Raw genomic sequence first — 21,370 nt, 5'->3', positions numbered from 1 at the left:
TGATAGAAAACAAGATCCCGTCGGATCAAATTTTCTATCACTATCTTAGTCTGTTTATTATCGAATTTGAAACCGTTGATAATTGAAAAATGTTAAAATAAGAAAAGCAAACCACAAGGAAGGAATGAGAAGCGTGGCCCAAAAAATCAAGCCAACCCCGATGATGGAACAGTACTTGGCAATCAAAAAGCAATATCCGGATGCTTTTTTGTTTTACCGCTTAGGCGACTTTTATGAAATGTTTTATGATGATGCAGTTAAGGGATCGCAGTTGCTTGAATTGACCCTGACTCAACGTAATCATAGTTCAAAAAATCCCGTTCCAATGTGTGGTGTTCCGCACCATGCCGTTCAAAACTATATCGATATTTTGGTTGATAAAGGCTATAAGGTCGCCATTTGTGAACAGATGGAAGACCCGAAGCAGGCCAAAGGAATGGTTAAACGGGAAGTTATCCAGTTGGTTACGCCAGGGACGTTAATGGATGAGTCCGCCGGTGATGCAAAGGAAAATAACTATTTAACCGCTCTTCACCAAGATCAAAACGGTAAAATGGGCTTTGCTTACGCCGACCTTTCGACTGGTGAATTGAAAGTTACGGAACTGCAATCGACGGATGCGTTGGTCAACGAATTAACCAGTTTGCGGACAAAGGAAATTGTGGTTGATGATTCTGTAAACCAGGATATTTTAGCCGTAATTAAAAAGCTGAAAATTTTAATTTCAACTCAAAATTCATATGAGGAAAAAGCAGAATTTTCATATGCGGTGCAGGATCTAACATCTGATCTTGAAGTTCAGGTTGTTAAACACCTGTTGATGTATTTAACCGTGACGCAGAAGCGGGCCCTTGCCCACCTTCAACGGGCGATCCACTATGAACCGTCAGCATATTTGAAACTGGACCGGTTTGCCAAACGGAACTTGGAACTTTTGCAAAACTCGCGGACCGGGAAAAAATCCGGGACGTTGCTTTGGATTCTGGATGCAACCAAAACGGCGATGGGGGGCCGGTTGTTAAAACAATGGTTATCGCGCCCGTTGTTGTCAAAGGATGAAATTGAACAACGTCAAGGAATTGTTCAAAACTTGATGGATAATTTCTTTGAACGGAATAATTTACAAGATGAATTAACAAATGTTTATGATTTGGAACGGTTGGCCGGAAAAATTGCCTTTGGCAGTGCGAACGGGCGGGATTTGATTCAATTAAAAACTTCATTATCCCACGTTCCTCAAATCCGGTATCTGCTTTCGCAATTAAATACGGATGGAATTTATAACGACTTGCTTGCTGAACTTGATCCGGTTGAAGAAGTTGCCGATTTGATCGAGCAGGCAATTGTTGATGATCCGCCAATTTCAGTGACGGATGGAAATTTGATCCGTGAAGGTTATAACGATGAACTTGATCAGTACGTTGATGCGATGAAAAACGGGAAGCAATGGCTTGCTGATCTTGAAGAACAGGAACGTGAAAAGACCGGAATTCATAACTTAAAGATTGGATTTAACAAGGTTTTCGGGTACTACATTGAGGTTTCAAAGGGCAATGCTAATAAAGTCCCCCAAGATCGTTATCAACGCAAGCAGACCCTTGTTAACGCCGAACGATTTATTACGCCTGAATTAAAGGAAAAGGAATCACTGATCCTTGGTTCAGAAAGTAAAGCATATGATTTGCAATACAAACTCTTTGTCGATGTTCGGGAGCAAATCAAAGACCAGATCAAAAGAATTCAAAAACTTGCCCATGCCCTCGCAAAGTTGGACGTGTTGCAAGGATTTGCGGTTGTGAGCGAAAATCACCAATTTGTGAAACCAGAATTAACAACGCAAGGCCATTCGCTTGAAATCAAAGATGGATGGCACCCGGTCGTTGAAGAAGTTATGGGACGTCAAAGCTACGTTCCAAATGACATTAAAATGGATGATGACCAAACGATTCTACTGATTACCGGGCCGAATATGTCAGGTAAGAGTACTTATATGCGGCAACTGGCATTAACGGTTATTATGGCGCAAATCGGGTGTTTTGTTCCGGCAACGCAGGCGCGGATGCCGATTTTTGATCAGATTTTTACCCGGATCGGGGCTGCTGATGATTTAATTTCCGGAGAATCAACGTTTATGGTGGAAATGAAAGAAGCGAATGAAGCGCTTGAAAACGCAAGTGAGAACAGCCTGATCCTTTTTGATGAAATCGGTCGTGGAACTGCAACGTATGATGGAATGGCCCTTGCACAAGCAATTATTGAATTTATCCATGACCATGTCCATGCGAAGACGCTGTTTTCAACGCACTACCATGAATTAACGGTTCTTGATAAGAAATTGAAACATCTCACAAATGTTCACGTTGGAGCAGTTGAAAAGAACGGCGAGTTGATTTTCTTGCACAAAATGCAACCTGGACCGGCTGACAAGTCGTACGGGATTCACGTTGCTAAACTGGCAGGCATGCCAGATTCACTGTTGCAGCGGGCAGATGTGATTTTGAAACGGTTGGAAAATGATTCAAAGAAGGTTACGCATCATGAGGCTGATGAAGAACCTCAGGTAACACCGGTGATCAAAGAGGACAAATCATCAGCAAGCCAAGTTGACGAACAGCTTTCACTTTTCCAACCAGAAACGGTTAAACTTGATTCGCAGGAAAACGAATTGCTTGAAGATATCAAGACGACGAATTTAATGTCATTAACGCCATTAGAAGTAATGAACAAGGTTTTTGAGTGGCAGCAACGATTAACAAAGAAAGGTAAGCGAAAATAATGGGAAAAATCCATGAATTGCCGGAAGTCCTTGCTGATCAGATTGCGGCGGGTGAGGTGATCGAACGGCCCGCATCGGTTGTAAAGGAATTGACTGAAAATTCAATTGATGCGCAAAGTACGCGCATTGATATTTTAGTCGAAGATGCCGGCCTGAAGTCGATCCAGGTAATTGATAATGGGATTGGAATTGTAGCCGATGATGTTCAAATTGCCTTTCAGCGGCATGCAACCAGCAAAATTACCAGTCGGGATGATTTGTTTCGCGTCCGCACCCTTGGTTTTCGGGGAGAGGCGCTTCCGAGTATTGCATCAATTGCAGATGTGGTTTTAGAAACCATGCCGCAGGATGCCTCAATCGGATCAATGATTCATTTTAAAGGCGGAAAGCGAATTGCCCAGCAACCATACGCCGGGCGGCAGGGAACTCGCATCACCGTCAACCAGTTGTTCTATAACACTCCGGCCCGTTTAAAATACTTAAGTTCGCCGCAAACGGAATTAGCAGCGATTACTGACTGGGTCGATCACCTTGCAATGAGTCACCCGGAAGTGGCATTTTCACTAACAAATAACGGGCGAACGCTGCTTCGGACTTCCGGTAATGGAAATCTGGTTCAGGTGATCAGTGCGATTTACGGGGTAAAAAACGCGCATCAAATGATCGATTTTGCGGGTGAAGACCGTGACTTTCAAGTTAGTGGATTAGTTTCGCTTCCTAAATTGACCCGGGCGTCGAAAAATTATATCAGTATTTTATTGAATGGCCGGTACATTAAAAATAATCAGCTTTCAAAAGCAATTATTAAAGGATACGGCTCCAAATTAATGGTTGGTCGCTATCCAATCGCCGTGTTAGCGATTCAACTTGATCCGTTACTGGTAGACGTCAACGTCCATCCGACCAAGCAGGAAGTTCGAATCAGTAAGGAAAATCAACTGGCGGACTTGATCACGACAAGTGTTGCTAATCGAATCGGCCAGCAAAATTTGATTCCGAGTGCAGTTGGCAATTTAAATTCGCATCAACCAAAGGCGAAAAAAGCAGAACAATTTGATATTGGATTGAATCCGCAAGCAGTTGAACACCAGCATCATGTTGAAAAGCAGCAAGAAGTTTTAGCGGCGCTTTTAGGTGAAAAGCCGTTGCCAACTTCCAAAAATGAAAAGCAACCAGCGGATTCAACGACAGAACCGGTAGCGGATAACGAACCGTTCAAACCGCAAACGATTACTCATCCGGTAATGATTGCGACCCGGAATGACTTGAAGAGTCCGGCGGTTCAGCAATGGGACCAAAAATATCACCTTCAATCGGCGGCTGAACAGCCAAATCCTTCATTTGAGATCCATGAAGAGCAGGCAACAGAAAAGGTTAATGAACCGTCACCGCGCCGTTTTCCAGATTTGAAATATATCGGGCAATTGCATGGTACCTATTTGCTTGCCGAAGCGGATGATGGGTTTTACCTGCTTGATCAGCATGCTGCGCAGGAACGTGTCAAATATGAGTTTTATCGGGAAGAAATCGGGAATGACAACCCGGCAGAACAAAAAATGCTTGTTCCACTTGTTTTAACGTACTCGGTCAGCGATGCGCTGAAGGTTGAACAAAACCGCGATAAGTTAGCGCAACTGGGAATCAATCTCGAAGATTTCGGGCAAAATACTTATATTATCCATGAACATCCAGCGTGGATCCCAGCTGGAAAAGAGGAAGAAACGATTCGGAATTTAATTGAGGAATGTTTAGCTGACCCACAATTGACAGTTGCTAAGTTTCGGGAGGCAACCGCGATCATGATCAGTTGTAAGCAATCGATCAAAGCAAACCACCACTTGGAACGGCAACAGGCAGTTTCACTGTTACAGCAGTTAAAGCAATGTGAAAATCCGTTTAACTGTCCGCACGGGCGGCCAACGGTGGTTAAATTCAGTAATCAAGATTTGGAACGGATGTTTAAACGGATCCAAGATTCACACCGTTCATTACGGGAAACAAAAAACGCAGGAGATTAACATGTACGAATATTTAATTGGAAAAATTACGGCCATCAATCCGCATTACATTGTGGTTGAGGTCAACGGGATCGGTTATCAGTTGCAGGTGGCCAACCCATTCCGGTACGAAGAAAATGCCACCCAAAAGGTATATGTCTATCAAGCAGTCCGGGAAAATGACGTGACGTTATACGGTTTTTACGACCTTGCTGAAAAGCAACTATTCTTGAAATTGATTAGCGTTTCCGGAATCGGACCGAAAAGTGCGCTTGCGATTTTGGCAACGAATGATCAGGGGGGCTTTGTTGCGGCAATCAATGCGGATGACGAAGCCTATCTGACAAAGTTTCCAAGTATCGGGAAGAAGACGGCCAAGCAAATTATCCTTGATTTGAAAGGCAAAATGGATGACATTGAAACGCCGACACCAATGGTTGACCAGCAAAATCTGGCCCTTGATTTTGATAACGAACAACCATACCTCAAAGAGGCGCTTGAAGCAATGTTAAGCCTTGGTTATACTAAAACGGAAGTTAAAAAAGTCAGCCAAAAACTTAAAGATTTTCAGGCAGACTCAACGGATGCCTACTTGAGTGCCGCATTGAAATTGGTTTTAAAGAAATAACTGATTGATTGAATTATGAATAGAAAGGAGCAGACCGATGGCAGACGATGACCGGATTGTTTCGGGAGAAGCACTTGATGCGAATGACGAATTTGGGCAGTTAAGTTTACGGCCGCAGTTTTTAAATCAATATATCGGGCAAACGAAGATCAAAGACGAGATTGCGGTCTATATTCAGGCGGCTAAGCAACGGGAAGAGTCCCTTGACCATGTTTTGTTGTACGGCCCGCCAGGATTAGGGAAAACAACGCTGGCAACGGTAATTGCCAATGAGTTGCAGGTCAATATTAAAACAACCACGGGGCCGGCGATTGAAAAGCCGGGGGATCTGGTTGCGATTTTAAATGAGCTTGAACCGGGCGATGTTTTATTCATCGATGAAATTCACCGGTTGCCGAAAAACGTTGAAGAAATTTTATATTCGGCAATGGAAGATTTTTACATCGACATCATTGTGGGCCAGGATACGACGGCGCATCCCGTCCACTTCCCGTTGCCGCCATTTACATTGATTGGCGCAACCACCCGAGCAGGAATGCTTTCAGCACCGTTACGGGCCCGGTTCGGAATTCTTGGGCATATGAGCTACTATACGGAAGCGGAATTGACCGCGATCGTTAAGCGTTCCGCTGAAGTTTTTGATACGCAGATCGATGACCAGGGAGCCCATGAAATTGCCCGGCGTTCGCGGGGAACTCCTCGAATCGCGAACCGCTTATTAAAACGGGTGCGGGACTTTTCACAAGTTTCGCAAAAGGAAACGATTGATAAGGAAATCGTTGATTATGCGCTTAAACTGTTACGGGTCGATGAAAAGGGCTTGGATGATAACGACCGCAAACTTTTGCGGACAATGATTTTGCTTTATAACGGCGGCCCGGTCGGTTTATCGACGATTGCCGCCAATGTTGGTGAGGAAACGGACACGATTGAAGATGTAATCGAACCGTATTTGCTCCAAATTGGCTTTATAAAGCGGACGCCGCGTGGTAGAGTGGTAACAGACGCTGCTTATCAGCATTTAGGATTAGCACGCACAGAAAAATAGGAAAGGTGAAATTTAAAATGACAGATAAACCATTAAAGACAGAAGATTTTGATTATGATTTACCCCATGAATTAATTGCCCAAACTCCATTAAAGGAACGGGACGAAGCCCGGATGCTGGTTTTGAATGCCAAGACCGGCGAATACAAGGATGATTATTTCTATGACATTATCGACTACTTAAATCCAGGCGATGCGGTTGTGATGAACGATTCCCGGGTCATGCCGGCACGAATTTACGGCGTTAAGCCAGATACTGGCGGCCACTTGGAAGTCTTGTTATTAAACAATACTGAAGGCGATAACTGGGAAACATTGGTTAAGCCTGCTCGGCGTGCAAAAGTCGGCACGAAGATCGTATTTGGGAATGGTGAATTAACGGCTACGGTTACTAAGGAACTTGAACACGGCGGCCGGATGATCAAATTTGAATATGACGGAATTTTCATGGAAATTCTTGATAAGTTAGGCGAAATGCCGCTTCCGCCATACATTAAGGAAAAACTTGATGATCCTGAAATGTACCAAACAGTTTACTCAAAGGAAATCGGTTCAGCAGCTGCACCAACAGCTGGCTTCCACTGGACAAAGGAACTGTTGAAAAAGGTTGAAGAAAAGGGCGTTAAGTTAGTTTACTTAACGTTACACGTTGGATTGGGAACATTCCGGCCAGTTAACGAAGAAAACATTGACGATCATAAAATGCACAGCGAATTTTACAGCATGTCGCAAGAAGCAGCGGACACATTGAATGAAGTTCGCAAAAACGGTGGCCGGATCGTTGCAACCGGCACAACCTCAATTCGGACATTGGAAACGATCGGAACCAAATTTAACGGCGAATTAAAGGCTGACAGCGGCTGGACAGATATCTTTATCAAACCAGGTTACAAGTGGCAAGTTGTGGATGCCTTTATTACAAACTTCCACTTGCCGAAATCAACATTGGTAATGTTGGTTGCTGCCTTTACCGGCCGGGAAAACATTTTGAATGCATACAAGCATGCCGTTCAAGAAAAATACCGCTTCTTCAGCTTCGGCGATGCGATGTTTATTCACAAATAATTAGGAGGATCTATGAGCGAACCAGCAATCAAATACCGGTTAATCAAAAAAGAAAAACATACTGGCGCACGGCTTGGTGAAATCATTACGCCGCACGGAACCTTTCCAACCCCGATTTTTATGCCGGTTGGGACCCAAGCAACGGTTAAAGCGATGTCACCGGAAGAACTGGAGGAATTAGGTGCCGACATTATTTTGTCAAACACCTATCACTTATGGTTGCGGCCCGGTGAAGACCTCGTCCGGGAAGCAGGCGGCCTGCACAAATTTATGAATTGGCACAAGGGAATCTTAACGGATTCAGGCGGTTTTCAAGTCTTTTCATTGGCTGAATTGCGGAATATTACCGAAGAAGGGGTTCATTTCAAGAATCACCTGAATGGGCACCAAATGTTTCTTTCACCAGAAAAGGCAATCCACATTGAAAACGCGCTAGGTGCCGATATCATGATGAGCTTTGATGAATGTCCACCGTTTTTTGAAAGTTACGACTACATCAAAAAATCCGTTGAACGGACCAGTCGGTGGGCTGAAAGAGGATTAAAGGCGCACCAAAATCCGGAGACCCAAGCTTTATTCGGAATCGTTCAAGGCGGCGGTCACAAAGATTTACGGCAACAAAGCGCCCGTGATCTGGTCGCAATGGACTTTCCGGGATACTCGATCGGCGGGTTGTCGGTTGGCGAATCAAAGGCGGAAATGAACCATGTTCTGGACTTTACGACCCCGTTATTGCCGGAAAATAAACCACGGTACTTAATGGGCGTTGGCTCACCAGATGCGCTGATTGATGGCGTTATTCGCGGGGTAGACATGTTTGACTGCGTTTTGCCGACCCGGATCGCGCGGAATGGAACATGTATGACCTCCCATGGCCGCTTAGTCGTCAAAAATGCCCAGTATGAGCACGATTTTGGCCCGATCGATGATCAGTGCGACTGTTATGCATGCCGGAACTATACGCGGGCCTATGTCCGGCATTTGCTAAAAGTCAACGAAACGATGGGAATTCGTTTAACAAGTTACCACAACCTGTACTTCTTGACGCACTTGATGCAAAAGATCCGGCAGGCAATTTTAGATGATAACTTGCTTGAATTCCGGGAAGATTTCTTTGACCAATACGGATTAAATGTTAAAAATCCTAAGAATTTCTAGGATTTTGTTCGATTTTGCTAGTAACTAAGCAATTTTTTTGATACAGTGTTACCTGTAACGATAATTTAAGGAGTGACAAAGATGAAAGGCGGAGGACTTTACTCAATTATCATGATCGTCGTCTTATTCGGATTGATGTACTTCATGATGATTCGTCCACAAAAGAAACAACAGCAACAATGGCAAAACATGATCAACAACTTGAAGAAGGGTGATCATGTGGTTACGCGCGGCGGTTTGCACGGTGTGATCGACAGCATCGACAAGGCCAACAAGACCGTAACGCTTGATTGCGATGGCATTTTCTTGACATTCAGTTTGAACGCAATTGGAAACGTTCAAAGTGCACCGGCTGCACAACAAACCCAACCAGCTGCTAAGGAAGAAAAAGCAGCTGAACCTGCTAAAGAAGAAAAGGCAGATTCACAAGCTGAAGATAAAGAAACAAAATAATTATTAAAAAAGGTTGGATGAAAATCCAGCCTTTTTGATTGGAGGAATAATTATGCAATTTACCAAGAAAGGAACCGTTTTGGAAACTAATGGGACGCCACTTCAAGTTGGCGACCAGCTTCCAGCATTTCAAGTTCAAAATCGAGCAGGTCAAACAGTGACTGAAGATGGGCTGATCAACCGGATGACGTTCATCAGCGTTGTTCCCAATATTAATACTCCGGTATGCAGCCTATCAACGCGAAAGTTTAATGATGAAGTTGGCAATTACCAAAACATCGATTTTTACACAATTTCAACGAATTCAGCTGATGAGCAGCAAAGGTGGTGTGCATTATCGGATGTCAGTCAAATGCAGATGCTATCAGATCGTGAGCATGATTTTGGTGAAAAGATGGGATTATGGATCAAAGATGCCGGCATTGATGCCCGCAGTGTTTGGGTCGTTGATCCAAATGGAAAGATTATTTATCGCGAATTGGTTGAAGAATTAAGTCGTGAACCAAATTATGATCAAGTTTTGGAATTCCTCAAAAACCAGCAAAATTAATTTGATTTTCAAAAGAAATTTATATTTTTTAAAATTAGTTTATGGTTACTTAACGATAAGAAAATCAATTATTAAAAATTTGAAAGTTAAAAGATCAATTAGTAATCAGGGCGCTTTTGAACCGGATACTTTGAAACATCAAAGTATCCGGTTCTTTTTGTTAAGAAAGTTAAATAAATTAATGAATTTGGTTATTGGGCCACTTTCCTTTGCTTGACAGTGCTTTTTTTATGAAGTATGGTTTGTACATCGAATATTTTGATATTCGAAATAAATCAAGGGGTGATTTTATGAAAGTCATGGATGCTCAAGAAATCATGGAGATCATTCCAAACCGGTTTCCGATTTGCTATGTTGACTACGTTGATGAACTTGAGCCGGGGAAGCGGATCGCTGCAACGAAAAACGTGACGATCAATGAATCTTATTTTCGCGGTCATTTTCCTGGGAATCCAGTGATGCCGGGAGTTTTAATTATCGAAACGATGGCGCAGATTGCATCGATCCTGATTTTAAAATCAAAGGAGTTTCGAAATAAAACGGCATACCTTGGTGGAGTCCAAAAGGCGAAATTTAAACGGATGGTTCGCCCAGGAGATGTGTTGAAAATTGAAGTCGAAATCACAAAGCAACGGGGCAACATCGGAATCGTGAATGCGAAGGCCCGGGTTGACGGTAAAGTTGCGTGTTCGGCAGAATTAATGTTTATTGTTTCTTTAAAGGATGAACAGCAAGCAAAATAGCGAAATGCCTTATTTTTTGATATTATTTTGATAGACAAAATATTTGAATAGCAAACGATAAGGTGAGAATAGAATGAATGAGCGAGAAAAATACATCGATGAAGCGATGAAAAGAGTTTATGCCGATATTGTGTGGATCGAAGAAAATGAACTTCGCAAAAGCAGTTTTAATGATTTAAGCATTAAGGAAATTCACGCGATTATCGCGATCACAATGTATGATCATCAGACGGCGTCGGAAGTGGCCCGCAAATTACATTTGACCCCGGGAACCTTAACAACGACGGTTGACCGGCTGGTAAAGAAAGGGTACGTTCGGCGGATCCGGGGCGAAGATGATCGGCGAATCATTCGGTTAGGGTTAACCAAAAAAGGGCGGTTAGTTTACCGCGCGCATGATGCCTTTCACCGGCAGATGGTTCGCAGCTTTTTGAAGGATCTTGACCCGGAGGAAGTTAAAACGATTGAAAAAGCGATTCGCAATTTAGAGGCATTTTTGGAGGCTCACTCTGATTAACGGGAAGGCTGAATTGTGAAAAAGGTAAAAATCAATCAAATTGCTGGATATGCACCAGCATACACGGTTTCAAATGATGATCTAAGTCAGATCATGGATACATCTGACGAGTGGATCAGCACGCGGACCGGAATCAGGGAACGCAGAATAAGTTTAAATGAAAATACATCGGTTTTATGTACCAAGGTGGCACAGCAGCTGATTACTAAAGCCCAAATTTCAGTCGATGAAATTGGCTTGATCATTGTTGCGACAATGTCACCGGATGCATGCACGCCATCAACGGCCGCATTAGTCCAGGGACAGATCAAAGCCCCGAATGCAGTGGCGTTTGATATTTCAGCAGCGTGTTCGGGATTCATCTATGGCATGGAAATTGCCCAAAAGATGATGCGGATGAGCGATTTTAAGTATGCAATCGTCATTGGCGGCGAAGTCCTTTCAAAGGAAGTTGATTGGACGGACCGGACATCCGCCGTGCTTTTTGGTGATGGAGCTGCCGGGGCTTTGCTTGAAGCCAATGACAATGTTGAAGCCTTTGCAGGCACCGATTTGAAAACACTTGGCGATCTCGGTGATCGGTTAGTTGCCGGCGAAACCAATCCAATTGGCGAATTTCCGCCTGCTAAATTCACGACTTTCCATCCGTTTAAAATGGACGGCCGGGCGGTTTATAAATTTGCAACAACGGAAGTTCCGAATTCAATTGAGCGGGTATGTGATCAAAATCACGTTGCACTTGATGACGTTGATTACTTTATCCTGCACCAGGCAAATATTCGAATCATTAAATCGATTGCCAAAAAACTAAACCAACCGCTCATGAAGTTTCCGAATAACATGGAACGTTACGGAAACACCTCGGCGGCAAGCGTTCCGCTTCTCTTAGCGGAGATGAATGAGAATGGAGAATTACATGCTGGACAAACGATCGTGTTGTCTGGTTTCGGTGGCGGCCTGACAATTGGCAGCCAAATTATAAAGTTATAACAAGGGAGAAATGAACAATGACAGAAGAACAAATTTTTGAAAAAGTACGTGAAATTGCAGCCGACCAATTAGAAGTTGATCAAAATGATATTAAATTGACATCCAACATCAAGGATGATCTGGATGCCGACAGTTTAGATTTCTTTGAAATCATGAATGAATTGGAAGACGCATTTGATATCAAATTAGAATCAGATGAAGATGTTGCAACGATTGATGACGTTGTTAAGTACGTTAAGAAACAACTTGATAATAAATAGGAAATTCAGATGACACTTCAATGGGGAATTTTATTTAGCGGTCAAGGCGCGCAAAAAACGGGGATGGGTCTTGATTGCTATAAGCAAAGTAATGTGTTTCGGCAGGTAATTGATGCTAGCAGTCAGGAATTGCAAATGGATCTGCTAAAGGTGTTGCGAAACGAAAACGGGGAACTTGACCTTACGCGCAACGTTCAACCGGCATTGGTTGCGGTCAGTCTTGGCTTTTATGCGATGTTGCAGCACGATCTGCCGCAACTTGATATTCGCGCCAGTGTTGGCTTATCACTTGGTGAATACTCAGCGTTGATCGCCAGCGGAAAGCTGCCTTTTCAAGCTGGAATGCGGATTTTGAAAGCCCGGGCACTTGCAATGGAACGGGACAGCCAAGCCGCTAAAGGAAAAATGTACGCAATCGTTGATCCGCAAGATGTTGTTCAAATTTTAACGATTTGTCAGCAACATTGTTCACCGGATCAAGTCGTCCAGATTGCAAATTACAACTCGCCGCATCAAATTGTGATTGGCGGCAACGCAGCGGCAACCGCTCAAGTTGCCAAGACGATTCAGGATCAGCAATTGGCAGCTAAGGTGATTGAACTTCGGGTCGAAGGTGCGTTTCACACGCCGTTGTATACTGGGACCCATCATGAATTGGCACGGGTGATTCAAGATGATGATTTTGTTGCCAATTCAAAATGCGTGTTAAGTAATACGACCGGAAAGAACTTTGAGCCGGATTCAATTGCAAAAACGTTGGTTGATCAAGTTGTGCGGCCGACGCACTTTGGTGATTGTTTACAGCGAATGATCGATGAAAATCAGGTCAATGCGACCCTTGAAATTGGGGCGGGCAAAGCTTTATCATCGTTTGCGCGTCAAGTTGATCCGCAACTGCAACGGGAACGCATCACAAATTACCGAAACTATCAACGATTTATTGAGAAAGCGGGAGAAAAGGAATGGATCTAACGGGGAAGAATGTTTTAGTAACGGGTTCATCACGCGGACTGGGAGCCGCCATTGCGGTTAAGTTTGCTGAGCATGGAGCAAACGTAATTTTAAATGCCCGCCATGAACCAACAGAATTGATTCAACAAATTAAGAACCTCGGTGTTCAGGTGTGGTTTATTCAAGCAGATATTTCAAGTCCGCGCGACATTGAGGAAATGGTCCACCAACTTGATGATCATCAAATCGCCGTTGATGTTTTAGTCAACAATGCTGGAATTAACCGGGATAAGCTGATGATCGGCATGCGGGAAAAAGACTTCGACGATGTTGTGAATACGAACTTGATAGGAACGTTTCGGGTAACCCAGCCGCTTTTTAAACGGATGTTGAAACGACGTTCTGGAGTCATCATCAACATGGCAAGCGTTGTCGGCGAACACGGAAATATCGGGCAGGCCAATTATGCAGCAAGTAAAGCCGGGGTGATCGGATTTACGAAGGCGGTCGCTCAGGAAGGGGCATTACGGGGAGTGCGGTGTAATGCAATCGCTCCGGGAATGATCGCCAGTTCAATGACCGCCGCAATTGATGAAAAACGGCAAAAAGAAATTAAGGAACGAATTCCGCTTAAACGGTTAGGAACGGCAGAAGAAGTTGCGCAAACGGCACTTTTCCTTGCTCAAAATGATTATTTGACCGGTGAAATAATTAACGTTGACGGCGGAATGGCAATGTAAGGGAGAAAAAGATGACAAGAGTTGTGATTACTGGAATGGGGACAGTTACACCTTTAGGAAATGACGTTCAAACGTTTACTGCGAACGCATATGCCGGCAAGGTTGGAATTGGTCCGATTACAAAATTTGACGCTGAGGAAACGGGCATTGCGGTTGCCGGTGAAGTTAAAGGTTTTGATCCGGCTGAAAAGGTTGGCAAGAAGGCTGCGAAGCGAATGGATCTGTTTTCGCAATATGCAGTTGCTTCGGCAGTTGAAGCCGTTGAACAAGCCGGTTTAACGGAAGAAAATACCCGCAGCGAGGATCTGGGCGTAATTTATGGTTCCGGAATCGGCGGCTTAACAACCATTCAGGAACAAATTATTAAAATGCATGAAAAGGGACCGCAACGCGTTTCACCAATGTTTGTCCCGACGGCGATTGCGAACATGGCGGCCGGAAACATTGCGATTCGGTTCCATGCGCAAAATATTTGTACAGCAATTGTTACTGCCTGTGCAACCGGGACGAATTCAATTGGTGAAGCTTACCGGCAGATCAAAGAAGGCCGCGCGCAGGCAATGATTTGCGGCGGTTCCGAAGCATCGGTCAATGAAATTGGGATTGCCGGATTTGCTGCCTTAAATTCGTTATCAAAGGAAAAGGATCCGGCCAAAGCATCGATTCCATTTGATAAGAAACGCTCGGGATTCGTTTTAGGCGAAGGTGCTGGGACACTGGTGCTTGAAAGTCTTGAACATGCTCAAAGTCACGGGGCAAAAATTTTAGGCGAGGTTGTCGGCTACGGCAGTAACTGTGATGCTTATCACATTACGGCGCCGGACCCGACAGGCCAACCAGCGGCCCGGGCAATGCAGGAAGCAATCGTTGAAGCGGGAATTACCGCTGACCAGGTTGGATACATTAATGCCCATGGAACGTCAACGCATGCAAATGATGCCAGCGAATCACTTGCTATTCGCAAGGTGTTTGGCGAAAATAATAACGTGCAAGTCAGCAGTTCAAAGTCAATGACCGGGCACCTTTTGGGGGCAGCCGGTGCCATTGAAGCAGTGCTGACGGTCGATGCACTCCAACGTCAAGTTTTGCCGCCGAATGTTGGTTTGACGGAACAGGACGAAGAGTGCGATATTAATGTAGTTAAAACCGCAACCCCGGATCCAACGTTAGAGTATGCGATCAGCAATTCGTTGGGATTTGGCGGGCACAATGCGGTCCTTGCATTCAAAAGATGGAGTGAATGAGATTGAATTTTGATGAAATAAATAAAATTATTGATAAATTTAATCAATCCTCAGTAAGAGAATTGGACATTAATGATGGTGAGTTTCACCTTCATTTGAGTAAAAATGAAAATGCGCCGGAATCACCGGTTCAACCGGCCCAACAACCAGTTCAGGCAAATGAACCGGCAACCAAAGTTGAAGCGGCTTCAAGGAACTCAGTTTCAAGTTCAAATCAAATTGTTGCGCCAATGGTTGGCACGGTTTACTTGCAACCGGAACCGGGAGCAAAACCATACGTTGAATCAGGGAAAATGGTGCATGCCGGCGATGTTGTTTGCGTGATCGAAGCAATGAAGATGCTGACGGAAGTTAAAAGCAACGTTACTGGTCAGGTGAAAAATATTTTGGTTGAAAATGAAGATTTGGTCGAATACGACCAACCATTATTTGAAATCGAGGAAAAGTAAATGGAATTGGATGTTACGGAAATTCAAAAAATTATTCCGCACCGCTATCCAATGCTGCTGATCGATAAGGTAACCGACCTTGAACCGGGAAAGAAAGCCACTGCGATCCATAACGTAACGGCCCATGAAGAAATTTTTAACGGCCACTTTCCGGGAAATCCCGTAATGCCGGGAGTCCTGATTGTTGAAGCCCTTGCCCAAACCGGCACGGTCGCCTTACTTTCAATGGCGGATTTTAAGGGGAAAACAGCATACTTTGGCGGAATCAAGAAAGCACGGTTCCACCAGATGGTTCGTCCCGGCGATTCTTTGCGGCTGGAAGTTGAATTAACGAAGTTGCGCGAACACATTGGGAGCGGAAAAGGAATTGCGTATGTCGGCGACAAAAAAGCATGCACAGCTGAACTGACATTTATGATTGGAGAGTAGCTGATGTTTAAGAAAGTTTTAGTTGCAAATCGTGGTGAAATTGCGGTGCGCGTCATTCGAACATTGAAAGAAATGGGAATCAAGACGGTTGCAGTGTATTCAACGACTGACCGCGAAAGTCTCCATGTTCAGATTGCTGATGAAGCGGTCTGCATTGGCGGCCCGCAACTTAAAGATTCTTATTTGAATATGAAATCGATTCTAGCCGCTGCAGTCGGAACCGGGGCGGAAGCAATTCATCCTGGATTTGGCTTTTTATCAGAAAACAGTGAATTTGCACGGTTATGTGAAGAATGTCACGTGAAATTTATTGGCCCCCGGTCAGAAACCATTGAACTGATGGGCAATAAGGCCAATGCCCGGATGCGGATGATGGAAAGTGATGTTCCGGTAATTCCAGGAAGCAAAGGCTTTATTCAGGACACTGCTGAAGCACTTGAGATTGCGAAGCGGGTCGGTTATCCGGTTTTGCTTAAAGCAGCTGCAGGTGGCGGTGGCAAAGGAATCCGGGTGGTTCAAGACCGGCAGGAAATGAAGACGGCGTTTGCGCGGGCGAAACAGGAAGCCCAGCATGCATTTAATGATGACCGGATGTACCTTGAAAAGGTGATGCAAGATGTTAAGCACCTTGAAATTCAAGTTTTCCGGGATCAAGCCGGCCATACCTTGGCATTTCCAGAACGGGATTGTTCAGTTCAACGCAATAAGCAAAAGATGATCGAAGAAAGTCCTTGCCCGATCTTAACGGGAAAAGAACGGCAAGAGTTGCAATCAATTGCAATCAAAGCAACCGATGCCCTTAACTATGTCAACACCGGAACGATCGAATGCTTAATGGATCAAGCTCATCATTTCTACTTTATGGAAATGAATACCCGGATCCAAGTTGAACATACGGTCAGTGAAATGATTACCGGGGTCGATATTGTGCGCGAACAGGTGCGGATCGCTGCTGGATTAGAACTTGATATTACGCAAGCTGATCTTACTCCGCACGGGGTATCGATTGAATGCCGAATCAATGCGGAAGATCCGGCCCGCGATTTTATGCCGCAATCGGGAAAGGTTGACTATCTTTACCTTCCAACTGGGAACCTCGGTGTACGGATCGATACGGAATTGTATCCGCAATGGACGATCTCGCCGTTTTACGATTCGATGGTCGCTAAGTTTGTATCGTGGGGACCGAACCGGCAAGAGGCAATTGCTAAGATGAAACGCGTCTTAGATGAGGCGGTTATCAAAGGAGTTCAGACGAACATTGAATTTCACCAGGCATTCCTTGAACGTGATGGTCAATTTGCCAAGGGAACGGTAACGACGGATTATCTTGAAAAGCATTTTTTGCCGGAATGGAAGAAAGGTTTAAATCATGAAACTTTACAAAAATAAATCACGAATCAGTGAGCGGCACGTGAAGGCTGATCACCAAGCGATGGATCGGGTTCCGGACGGTTTGTGGATCACATGTCCAAAATGTCACCAAGTATTTTTACGTGAAAAGCTCGGAAAGTTCCGGACATGTCCCGAATGCGGCTACGGTTTTCGAACAGGTGCCCGGCAACGGGTTGAATGGGTCGCTGATGATTTTAAAGAAATTTTGACGGATATTGAAGAATCGAATCCAATTGACTTTGAAGGCTTTGATCAAAAGGTCGAACAATGCCGTGAAAAAAGCGGAATTGATGAGTCAGTCCTGACAGGGATTGCCGAAATCGATCATGAAAAATGCGCGTTGGCGATTATGGATCCGGATTTCATTATGGGTTCATTAGGAAGCGTTACGGGTGAAAAGTTGACCCGGTTATTTGAAATGGCAACGCAAAAACGGTTGCCGGTCGTCTTGTTTGCTCTTTCTGGCGGGGCCCGGATGCAAGAAGGAATTTATTCGTTGATGCAGATGCAAAAGGTTACCCAAGCAGTCATGGAACATTCAAATGCCGGCTTGTTTTACTTGACAGTTTTGACTGATCCGACAACTGGCGGGGTGACGGCCAGTTTTGCGAACCAAAGCGACATTATTTTGGCCGAGCCGAAAGCGTTGATCGGGTTTGCCGGTCGGCGGGTGATCGAACAAACAATGCATCAAAAAATTGCGGATGACTTGCAGTCAGCGGAAACCTTAATGAAAAACGGGTTGATCGATGACATTGTTCCGCGGGATCGGCAAAAGCAGGTAATTGCAAAGTTATTGCGGTTAAACCGGACGGAGGCAGCAAATGACTAAAAAAGAACAAACAGCAGCTGAAATTGTAAAGGCTGCCCGGGATAAAAATAAAATCAGCGCTCGTGAATTGATCGCCAATGTTTTCGACGATTTTTATGAACTGCATGGCGATCGGGTAATGGAAGATGATCCGGCAATGATTGGCGGAATTGCCTTGTTCAACGGGCAACCGGTGACGGTCATTGCAACCGATAAGGGAACGACGCCGCAAGAACGGATCGCCCGCCACTTTGGCTGCCCGACACCTGCCGGTTACCGTAAAGCCCAACGGTTAATGACCCAAGCGGCAAAGTTTAACCGCCCAGTAGTCGTGTTTGTGAACACTGCCGGGGCATATGCCGGCGCTGAGGCGGAAGAACAGGGGCAAGGTTACATGATTGCCCAAAACTTGATGGTGATGAGTGAATTAAAGACGCCCCTGATCACCGTTATTACCGGTGAAGGCGGCAGCGGCGGTGCATTGGCGTTAGCCGGCGGCGATGCGGTATGGATGCTTGAAAAGAGTATTTATTCCGTCATTTCACCAGAAGCATTTGCTTCAATTCTGTGGAAGGATAGTTCTCGGGCTGATGAAGCCGCTGAAACACTGAAAATTTCACCGGCAGAATTATTAAAACGGCAGATAATTGAAGGAATTATTCCGGAAAGTGACGATCATACTGAAACGTGTACGGCAATTGCCGATGTGCTTCAAACTGAAATTCAACGGTTGCAAAAGCTTTCGCTTGAAGAATTGCTTGCACAGCGGCATGCGCGCTTCAGAAAATTTTAATAGGGGATGATTAACGAATGAACGGCTTGCTTGAAGGCAAAAAGATTTTAGTAATGGGCGTTGCAAACAAGCGTTCAATTGCCTGGGGATGTGCTCAGGTAATGGCGCAACAGGGAGCAACGCTTATTTTTACATACCAAAACGAACGAATGAAAAAAAGCTTGGCCAAACTGGTCAACGATGATGACCGCTTAATTGAATGCGACGTCGCGGCTGATGAAAACATCGAAAAGGCATTCACTGAGATTCAAAACCGGTTTGGTAAAATCGACGGGATCGTGCATGCAATCGCATATGCTGATCGCAATGAACTTCAAGGCGACGTGATGAAGACGACCCGTGAAGGTTACAATTTAGCCCAGGATATTTCAGCATATTCATTGATCGCGGTTGCGCGGTATGGACAAAAAATTCTGAACCATCCGGGCAGCATTGTAACCTTGACTTACATGGGTTCGGTACGGGCGATTCCAAATTATAATGCGATGGGAATTGCGAAGGCAGCCCTTGAATCGGCAGTCCGGTATTTAGCCCGCGACATGGGAAAAGACAACATTCGGGTAAATGCCATTTCGGCCGGCGCAATGAAGACGTTGGCAGTTACCGGCGTTGCGGATCATTCCGCTTTGTTGGCTGAATCTGAACGCCGGACGGTTGATCAGCATTCCGTGACCTTAGAAGAAATCGGCGGTGTGTGTGCTTTTTTGATGAGCGATTTGGCAACCGGCGTTGTGGGTGACGTAATTTACGCGGATAAAGGAGTTCATTTGATTTAAAAATCCCTTGTCGCAATTCTGAGTTATAGTACAATGAAAGTGTAAAATCTTGACGAAAGTGACGGGGAATGTCTTGAAAGAACGAAAAGCACTCTTTATTATATTCGGCGCAACTGGCGATTTAGCCCAACGCAAACTGTATCCGGCTTTGTTTCACCTTTACCAAAAAGGATTTTTAAAGAATAAATTTGCTGTTATCGGAACTGCCCGGCGGCCGTGGACAAACGAACGGTTGCAGGAAGTCGTTCGAAACAGCGTTGCTGATATGGAAAATAACGCCCTTGAAATTAATCAGTTTGCTAGCCACTTTTATTATCAATCACATAACGTTAATGATACTGAGCACTATATAACTTTAAAGAACTTGGCAGCCAAGTTAGATGAACGTTATCAAATCGGTGGCAACCGTATCTTTTACCTTGCAATGTCACCAACGTTCTTTGGAACGATTGCCAAGCATTTACGGTCACAAAATCTTGTGACTGAAAACGGCTATAACCGGTTGGTCATTGAAAAGCCATTCGGTCATGATTTGAAGAGTGCGGAAGCCTTAAATAACGATATTGCCCGTTATTTTGAAGAAAAAGATATTTTCCGAATTGACCATTATCTGGGAAAGGAAATGGCTCAAAGTATTTATGCGATTCGGTTTGCCAACCCGATTTTCAATGCTTTATGGAATAACCGCTATATCTCGAATATTCAAATTACGCTTGGCGAAATTTTAGGGGTTGAAGAACGGGCCGGCTATTATGAACATGCTGGAGCATTGCGGGATATGGTTCAAAATCATATTTTGCAACTTGTTTCTTTGCTGACGATGAATGCGCCAGTCTCATACAAAGATACTGATATTGAACGTGAAAAGATCAGTGCATTGAAGGCATTGAAGGTTTATGAACCAGATGAAGTCCGGCAAAACTTTGTTCGTGGTCAATATGGTGCAACGGCAGGAATGCCGGCTTACCGCGAAGAAAGTCAGGTACCATCCGATTCGATGACCGAAACCTTTGTTGCAGGGCGGATTTTTGTAAATAATATGAACTTTGCCGGGGTTCCAATCTATATTCGGACCGGAAAGCGGATGGCTGTCAAAGGAACGCGAATCGATGTTGTGTTCAAAGACATGCCGAATAACATTTTCTCAAACGAAAAACTTGATCCGAACGTCTTGACGATCAATGTTGAACCGACTCCAGAAACCAGTTTGCGGTTGAATGAAAAGGAAGTCAGCGAAGAAAATTATCCAGTAAGCAACGTTACGATGAAGTTCAAGCATAACTCCGCTTTGCGGGCAAAGACCCCGGAAGCATATGAAAAGCTATTGCTTGATGTAATTAAAGGCGATTCAACCAACTTTGTTCATTGGGATGAAGTCCGCTATTCATGGCGGTTTGTGGATGCCATTCGAAAAGCATGGAATGAATCGGATGCGGATCCAGCAATTTTTCCAAACTATGATTGCGGTTCAATGGGACCACGTGAAGCGGATGAATTGTTGATTCGCGATGGAAATTATTGGGAATTTAATCCGTTAAGATAAAAAAGGTGCGACAAAACATTAAAAACGAGCGTGGTGGAAGCAGAAAAGCGAACGA

The 21,370-nt window shown here is 44.5% G+C and carries 22 protein-coding genes; all 22 read left to right on the top strand.

Annotation, left to right across the window (positions count from 1 at the left end):
• Positions 1 to 133 precede the first annotated feature (133 nt).
• On the top strand, positions 134 to 2,776 hold the full coding sequence (gene mutS / locus A3O17_RS01300; RefSeq protein WP_064212633.1) for a DNA mismatch repair protein MutS: 2,643 nt from the start codon (positions 134 to 136) through the stop codon (positions 2,774 to 2,776).
• On the top strand, positions 2,776 to 4,794 hold the full coding sequence (gene mutL / locus A3O17_RS01295; RefSeq protein ID WP_064208086.1) for a DNA mismatch repair endonuclease MutL: 2,019 nt from the start codon (positions 2,776 to 2,778) through the stop codon (positions 4,792 to 4,794). Before mutS ends, mutL begins: the two co-directional genes overlap by 1 nt.
• 1 nt (position 4,795) lies before the next feature.
• Entirely contained in the window at positions 4,796 to 5,401 is a 606-nt protein-coding gene (gene ruvA, locus A3O17_RS01290) for a Holliday junction branch migration protein RuvA (protein WP_064208087.1), read from the top strand.
• Positions 5,402 to 5,438: 37 nt separating this feature from the next.
• Entirely contained in the window at positions 5,439 to 6,449 is a 1,011-nt protein-coding gene (gene ruvB / locus A3O17_RS01285; RefSeq protein WP_064212634.1) for a Holliday junction branch migration DNA helicase RuvB, read from the top strand.
• 17 nt (positions 6,450 to 6,466) lie between these two features.
• Positions 6,467 to 7,513, top strand: coding sequence for a tRNA preQ1(34) S-adenosylmethionine ribosyltransferase-isomerase QueA (gene queA / locus A3O17_RS01280; protein ID WP_064208089.1), 1,047 nt, complete (start codon positions 6,467 to 6,469; stop codon positions 7,511 to 7,513).
• Positions 7,514 to 7,525: 12 nt separating this feature from the next.
• Positions 7,526 to 8,671: a tRNA guanosine(34) transglycosylase Tgt gene (gene tgt, locus A3O17_RS01275; protein ID WP_064208090.1), complete on the top strand. Its 1,146-nt coding sequence runs from the start codon at positions 7,526 to 7,528 to the stop codon at positions 8,669 to 8,671.
• 81 nt (positions 8,672 to 8,752) lie between these two features.
• A complete protein-coding gene (gene yajC, locus A3O17_RS01270; RefSeq protein WP_064208091.1) occupies positions 8,753 to 9,124 on the top strand; it encodes a preprotein translocase subunit YajC in 372 nt (123 codons plus the stop codon).
• 52 nt (positions 9,125 to 9,176) lie between these two features.
• A complete protein-coding gene (gene tpx, locus A3O17_RS01265; RefSeq protein ID WP_064212635.1) occupies positions 9,177 to 9,674 on the top strand; it encodes a thiol peroxidase in 498 nt (165 codons plus the stop codon).
• 290 nt (positions 9,675 to 9,964) lie between these two features.
• Complete coding sequence (fabZ, locus tag A3O17_RS01260) at positions 9,965 to 10,417, top strand: 3-hydroxyacyl-ACP dehydratase FabZ (RefSeq protein ID WP_064208093.1); 453 nt, start codon at positions 9,965 to 9,967, stop codon at positions 10,415 to 10,417.
• Between the two features lie 73 nt (positions 10,418 to 10,490).
• Positions 10,491 to 10,934, top strand: coding sequence for a MarR family winged helix-turn-helix transcriptional regulator (locus A3O17_RS01255; protein WP_057827635.1), 444 nt, complete (start codon positions 10,491 to 10,493; stop codon positions 10,932 to 10,934).
• A 15-nt stretch (positions 10,935 to 10,949) separates the two neighbouring features.
• A complete protein-coding gene (locus A3O17_RS01250; RefSeq protein ID WP_064208094.1) occupies positions 10,950 to 11,924 on the top strand; it encodes a beta-ketoacyl-ACP synthase III in 975 nt (324 codons plus the stop codon).
• A gap of 17 nt (positions 11,925 to 11,941) precedes the next feature.
• Positions 11,942 to 12,184, top strand: coding sequence for an acyl carrier protein (locus A3O17_RS01245; RefSeq protein ID WP_064208095.1), 243 nt, complete (start codon positions 11,942 to 11,944; stop codon positions 12,182 to 12,184).
• Between the two features lie 9 nt (positions 12,185 to 12,193).
• Entirely contained in the window at positions 12,194 to 13,156 is a 963-nt protein-coding gene (locus A3O17_RS01240; protein WP_064208096.1) for an ACP S-malonyltransferase, read from the top strand.
• Positions 13,147 to 13,875 (top strand): 3-oxoacyl-ACP reductase FabG, encoded by a 729-nt coding sequence (fabG, locus tag A3O17_RS01235; RefSeq protein ID WP_064212636.1) that lies wholly within the window; start codon positions 13,147 to 13,149, stop codon positions 13,873 to 13,875. The genes A3O17_RS01240 and fabG overlap by 10 nt, the downstream gene beginning before the upstream one ends.
• 11 nt (positions 13,876 to 13,886) lie before the next feature.
• Positions 13,887 to 15,119 (top strand): beta-ketoacyl-ACP synthase II, encoded by a 1,233-nt coding sequence (fabF, locus tag A3O17_RS01230; protein ID WP_064212637.1) that lies wholly within the window; start codon positions 13,887 to 13,889, stop codon positions 15,117 to 15,119.
• Positions 15,120 to 15,121: 2 nt separating this feature from the next.
• Positions 15,122 to 15,568: an acetyl-CoA carboxylase biotin carboxyl carrier protein gene (gene accB, locus A3O17_RS01225; protein WP_064212677.1), complete on the top strand. Its 447-nt coding sequence runs from the start codon at positions 15,122 to 15,124 to the stop codon at positions 15,566 to 15,568.
• A complete protein-coding gene (gene fabZ, locus A3O17_RS01220) occupies positions 15,569 to 15,997 on the top strand; it encodes a 3-hydroxyacyl-ACP dehydratase FabZ (protein WP_064212638.1) in 429 nt (142 codons plus the stop codon). It abuts the gene before it with no gap.
• Positions 15,998 to 16,000: 3 nt separating this feature from the next.
• Entirely contained in the window at positions 16,001 to 17,389 is a 1,389-nt protein-coding gene (gene accC, locus A3O17_RS01215) for an acetyl-CoA carboxylase biotin carboxylase subunit (RefSeq protein ID WP_064212639.1), read from the top strand.
• Positions 17,370 to 18,224 (top strand): acetyl-CoA carboxylase carboxyltransferase subunit beta, encoded by an 855-nt coding sequence (locus A3O17_RS01210; protein WP_064212640.1) that lies wholly within the window; start codon positions 17,370 to 17,372, stop codon positions 18,222 to 18,224. The genes accC and A3O17_RS01210 overlap by 20 nt, the downstream gene beginning before the upstream one ends.
• Positions 18,217 to 18,996 (top strand): acetyl-CoA carboxylase carboxyltransferase subunit alpha, encoded by a 780-nt coding sequence (gene accA / locus A3O17_RS01205; RefSeq protein ID WP_064212641.1) that lies wholly within the window; start codon positions 18,217 to 18,219, stop codon positions 18,994 to 18,996. The genes A3O17_RS01210 and accA overlap by 8 nt, the downstream gene beginning before the upstream one ends.
• A 17-nt stretch (positions 18,997 to 19,013) precedes the next feature.
• Positions 19,014 to 19,772 (top strand): enoyl-ACP reductase FabI, encoded by a 759-nt coding sequence (gene fabI, locus A3O17_RS01200; protein WP_064208104.1) that lies wholly within the window; start codon positions 19,014 to 19,016, stop codon positions 19,770 to 19,772.
• 73 nt (positions 19,773 to 19,845) lie between these two features.
• Positions 19,846 to 21,315, top strand: a complete 1,470-nt coding sequence (gene zwf, locus A3O17_RS01195) for a glucose-6-phosphate dehydrogenase (protein ID WP_064208129.1) — start codon at positions 19,846 to 19,848, stop codon at positions 21,313 to 21,315.
• Positions 21,316 to 21,370 lie beyond the last annotated feature (55 nt).

Origin of the sequence: Ligilactobacillus aviarius (genome assembly GCF_001654615.1) — a bacterium.
Taxonomy (GTDB): domain Bacteria; phylum Bacillota; class Bacilli; order Lactobacillales; family Lactobacillaceae; genus Ligilactobacillus; species Ligilactobacillus aviarius_B.
This window is presented reverse-complemented; position numbering and strand designations above follow the sequence as displayed.